This is a genomic window from Aminobacter sp. P4_H6_2, from assembly GCF_056400805.1.
In genome coordinates this window covers 1-4,102 of the sequence record NZ_JBFUKO010000501.1, presented here as the reverse complement: position 1 = coordinate 4,102, position 4,102 = coordinate 1, and the positions used below count along the sequence as shown (strand labels likewise).

The window sequence follows — 4,102 nt, the reverse complement described above, 5'->3', positions numbered from 1 at the left end:
GCCCTGTGGTGCGCGCGGGTTTTCAAGTCGGCGCAGAATCCCAATTTGCAAGTGCAGGAAGACGAGCATGGAAATCCTGAGCCAGATCCTGGCGCGCAATGCGCGGCTGATCGGCGACCGCCGCTTCATCGTGACCGACAAGGAAACGATTACATATGCGCGCTTCGGCGAACTGACCGCGCAGCTTGCCAATGTGCTGGCCTCGCGTGGCGTCACCAGGGGCGACCGCGTCGGGCTGTATCTGCCGAGCACGCCGATGATGGCGATCGGTTTTTGGGCCTGCCAGCGCCTCGGCGCGGTCCCCGCGCCGCTCAGCGCCATGTTCCGACACGCCGAGCTGCGCAAGATCGTCACACAAACCGGCATGAAGGCACTCATAGCCGACGGTTCGACCTGGCCTTACTTCTCCGAGATTCGCGACGAATTTTCCGAGCTGAGGCACTGTCTGGTTGCATCCGGCGAAGCTGACGCCGACGACCTTGGCACCCTGATGGCCGAAGCCCCTTCGACCTTCGACGATGCGCCTTGCGATATCAACGATATCTGCGCCCTGTTTTTCACCTCCGGCACCACCGGCGCGCCAAAGGGGGCGGCCCAGTCACAGTTCAACCAAAGTTCGACGCTGCGCGACATGATGGTTTCGCACCGTACGCGCTTTGCTGAGGAAACCTATCTCTGCGCGGTGCCGCTGTTCACCAATTTTGGCCTGACGGTGACGCTCAATTTGTGCCTCTACACCGGCGGCACCATCGTTTTGCACGAGCGCTGGGACACTGGCCGCGTTCTGGCCGACATCAGCAAGCACAAGGCGACCTATTTCGGCGGTACGCCGACCATGTATGTCTACATGGTCAACGAGGTCGACCCGACCAGGCACGACCTGTCCTCTCTGCGCATCTGCACCACCGGCGGCTCGCCGGTTCCGCAGCCGGTTATCCGCCGTTTCGAGGACCTCTCCGGCGCGCGCGTCACGCAAGTGTATGGCTCGACCGAAACCAGCGGCCAGAACGTCATGGAACCCACCGCTGGCATCCGCAAGGCGGGCTCCGCCGGATTGCCGGTCGGCAGTTCGCGTATCTCCATCCTCGACGACGACGGTAATCCGGTGCCCCAGGGCGAGATCGGCGAAGTCATTATCTCGGGCGATTGCGTAGCCCAGGGCTACTGGCAGGACGAGAAGGCAACGACCGAAGCCTTTGGCAATGGCGGCTGGAAGTCAGGCGATCTCGGCTATGTCGACGAGGACGGCTATCTGTTCATCGTCGACCGCAAGAAGGACGTCATCATTGCTGGCGGCCACAATGTCTATCCGCTCGAAATTGAAGCGCTGCTCTACAAGCACCCAGGGGTCGCCATGTGCGCGGTCGTTGGTGCGCCCGACGAGAGCAAGGGTGAAATCCCCGTAGCTGTCATCGTCAAGGCTGAGGGCCAGGAGGTCAGCGCCGAGGAAATCACGCGCTACTGCCGCGAAAACCTTGCCGCCTACAAGGCACCCCGCGCCATCCACTTCATCGACAAAATGCCTGTCGAAGCCGCCAAGATCCGCAAGCGCGAGCTTGTTCTGGCACTGCATGAGAACCGCATGGACGACTTTCGCAACACGTGATCCTGTTAGCTTATCGCAATGAAAAGGCCGCTCCGATCAGGGGCGGCTTTTATCATCAGATCAATGTGTTGGAATAACTGCCTAATCAATCGTCAAAGCGGCCTCAGGCGCTGGCCACATCGCCTGCGCCGCCGAATACGCTCCAGCCGCCATCCACTGGCAGCACCGCACCGGTAATGTAGGACGCCCAGTCCGACAGCAGGAACACCGCGGCCCGCGCCATCTCTTCCGGTACGGCCAGGCGGCCGAGCGGCGTGCGCTTTTCCAATATGGTCGGATCGAATGCCTTGCGCTCGAGCAGCGCCTCGACCATCGGCGTGCGAGTATAGGCCGGGGCGATGGCGTTGACGCGGATGCCCTGAGGCCCCCACTCGCAAGCAAGCGTATGCGTCAGATGATTGATGCCAGCTTTCGCCGCAGCGTATGCCGACCGGCGCGGAAAGCCACCAAGCCCGACAATGGAAGAGACATTGACGATCGAACCGCTCTTTTGCTCCAACATTGGCCGTGCCGCCGCCCGGCACATCAGATAGGTGCCACGCAGATTGACGTCGATGACGCGCTGCCAGCGCTCGACAGACTGCTCGTGGACAGGCAGCAAATCGTCGCCGATCCCGGCCGAATTGAAAACAAGGTCGAGGCCGCCCAGCGCGGAGATGGCCTCTGCAACCATCCGTTCGCTGTCGGCTTCACTTGAGACATCGCCTTGGGTGATGGCCTTGGCGCCGGTCCGCGCTTGTGCCTCGTCCAATTTACCTCGGTCGAGGTCGGCAATGACAATTTCGGCGCCAAGATCGTGGAGCAGCTTCGCCGCCGTTTCCCCGATGCCGCTTGCGCCACCCGTCACCAGTGCACGCTTGCCATCGAGCCTGATTGCCGGTGCAGCCATCGTCAAGCGTCCGGATCGCCGCCGTCTTCCGCATCCTGGCGGAAGTGATAATCGGGCTGCCATTCAGCGCGTGGCTGCATATGCAGTAGCCAATAGGCGTCGGCGACCAGATCGTGATCATAGGGTGTGCCCGCTTGCATCGTGCCATGGATGGCGACGGTGCAGACATGCACGCCTGCCTCGGACATCTCCTTTTCGAGCGAAAGCCCGAGGCTACGTAGCGCCGCCTTGCCAAGCGAGGTCACGCCCCACTCAATCCATGGGCCGAAAGCCAGCACGCCACCGGTGAGCAGGATCGTGCCTCGACAGCGTTCGATCATGTCAGGCGCCACCGCCTGCGCGGCATGTAGCGCGCCGGCAACATTGGTCTTCAAGGCATCGAAGAGGTAGTCGACGCTCGCTGGTTCGCCACGCGCCTTCCAGCCGTCGGCGGTGCCGTATTTCACCTCTCCCATGCGGGACGGCGTTACGAACCGCGCCGGCTCGATGATCGCTGCATTGTAGACCAGCACCTCGGGTGCACCGTGCCGTTCACGGATCGCGGCATGCACCTTGTCCATCTGTTCGGGGTTGCCGGCATCGCCGACAAAGCCAGCCACGTCCAAACCTTCCGCGCGAAGCTCCAGCTCGTGGCGTCTGATTGCCTCGGCGCGGCGACCTACAAAGGCCACCTGATGGCCTTCACGCGCGAACTTCTTGACCAGCGCCTGACCGAGACCCGGCCCCATGCCTATGACAACGGTGGATGGCGCGCTCATTGCGCCACCTTTGCCTTGGCTGTGGCGTCTGTGCCTTGGGTCTTGCGTTCGGCCCGGTTTGCCAGGAACTCTTCCAGCGTCCCGATCACGCCCTTGCGCAGGAACAGCACGCAGAGAACGAAGATCACGCCCTGGATCACCACCACCCACGCGCCGAAGGTCGCCAATTCGCGCTGCAGCGTAACCAGCACCGCCGCACCGACCACCGGCCCGAGCAGCGTGCCGACACCGCCTATCAGCGTCATCAAGAGCACGTCGGCCGAAGTCATGAAGAACACGTCGGCAAGCGAGGCGAGCTGGAATATGATCGCCTTCATCGATCCAGCCAGGCCCGCCAGCATCGCCGACAAGGTGAACGCGATCAGCTTGAACCGGTCGGTCGAATAGCCGAGCGAAATGGCGCGCGGCTCGTTCTCGCGGATCGACTTCAGCGTCTGGCCGAAAGGCGAATGGATGATGCGGTAGACGAAGGCGAATCCTGCCAGGAACACCGCCAGCGTCACGTAATACATGTTGAACGTGTTGGAGAGGTCGACCACGCCGAACAGCGTGCCGCGCGGCACCGACTGGATGCCGTCCTCGCCATGTGTCCAAGGTGCCTGCACCGCATAGAAATAGATGATCTGGGCAAGCGCCAGCGTGATCATGGCGAAGTACAACCCCTGGCGGCGGATCGCGAGCCAGCCAAACAGCACGCCGACCGCCGTTGCAGCTGCGACACCCATCAGAATGCACAGCTCGGTCGGCAGACCCCAGGCGGCAGCGGCATGCGCCGTCACATAGGCTGATGTGCCGTAGAAAGCGGCATGGCCGAAAGCAAGCAGGCCGACATAGCCAAAGATCAGATTG

4 protein-coding genes are annotated in these 4,102 nt (G+C 62.3%); 1 reads left to right on the top strand and 3 read right to left on the bottom strand.

Features of this window, described 5'->3' with window-relative positions; all coding sequences use genetic code 11:
• The first annotated feature begins 67 nt into the window (after positions 1 to 67).
• Positions 68 to 1,606: a class I adenylate-forming enzyme family protein gene (locus tag AC1DUU_RS25250; RefSeq protein ID WP_476786114.1), complete on the top strand. Its 1,539-nt coding sequence runs from the start codon at positions 68 to 70 to the stop codon at positions 1,604 to 1,606.
• A 103-nt stretch (positions 1,607 to 1,709) separates the two neighbouring features.
• Here AC1DUU_RS25250 and AC1DUU_RS25245 read toward each other — a convergent pair whose 3' ends face one another.
• The 3 genes from AC1DUU_RS25245 to AC1DUU_RS25235 all read right to left on the bottom strand — a co-directional run.
• Positions 1,710 to 2,495 (bottom strand): SDR family NAD(P)-dependent oxidoreductase, encoded by a 786-nt coding sequence (locus AC1DUU_RS25245; protein ID WP_476786113.1) that lies wholly within the window; start codon positions 2,493 to 2,495, stop codon positions 1,710 to 1,712.
• A 2-nt stretch (positions 2,496 to 2,497) separates the two neighbouring features.
• The gene (locus AC1DUU_RS25240) at positions 2,498 to 3,253 is read right to left on the bottom strand and encodes an SDR family NAD(P)-dependent oxidoreductase (RefSeq protein ID WP_476786112.1); all 756 of its coding nucleotides are present in this window, start codon (positions 3,251 to 3,253) and stop codon (positions 2,498 to 2,500) included.
• Positions 3,250 to 4,102 (bottom strand): branched-chain amino acid ABC transporter permease (locus tag AC1DUU_RS25235; protein WP_476786111.1); only part of this gene is annotated, 853 nt, incomplete at its 5' end. The genes AC1DUU_RS25240 and AC1DUU_RS25235, both read right to left, overlap by 4 nt.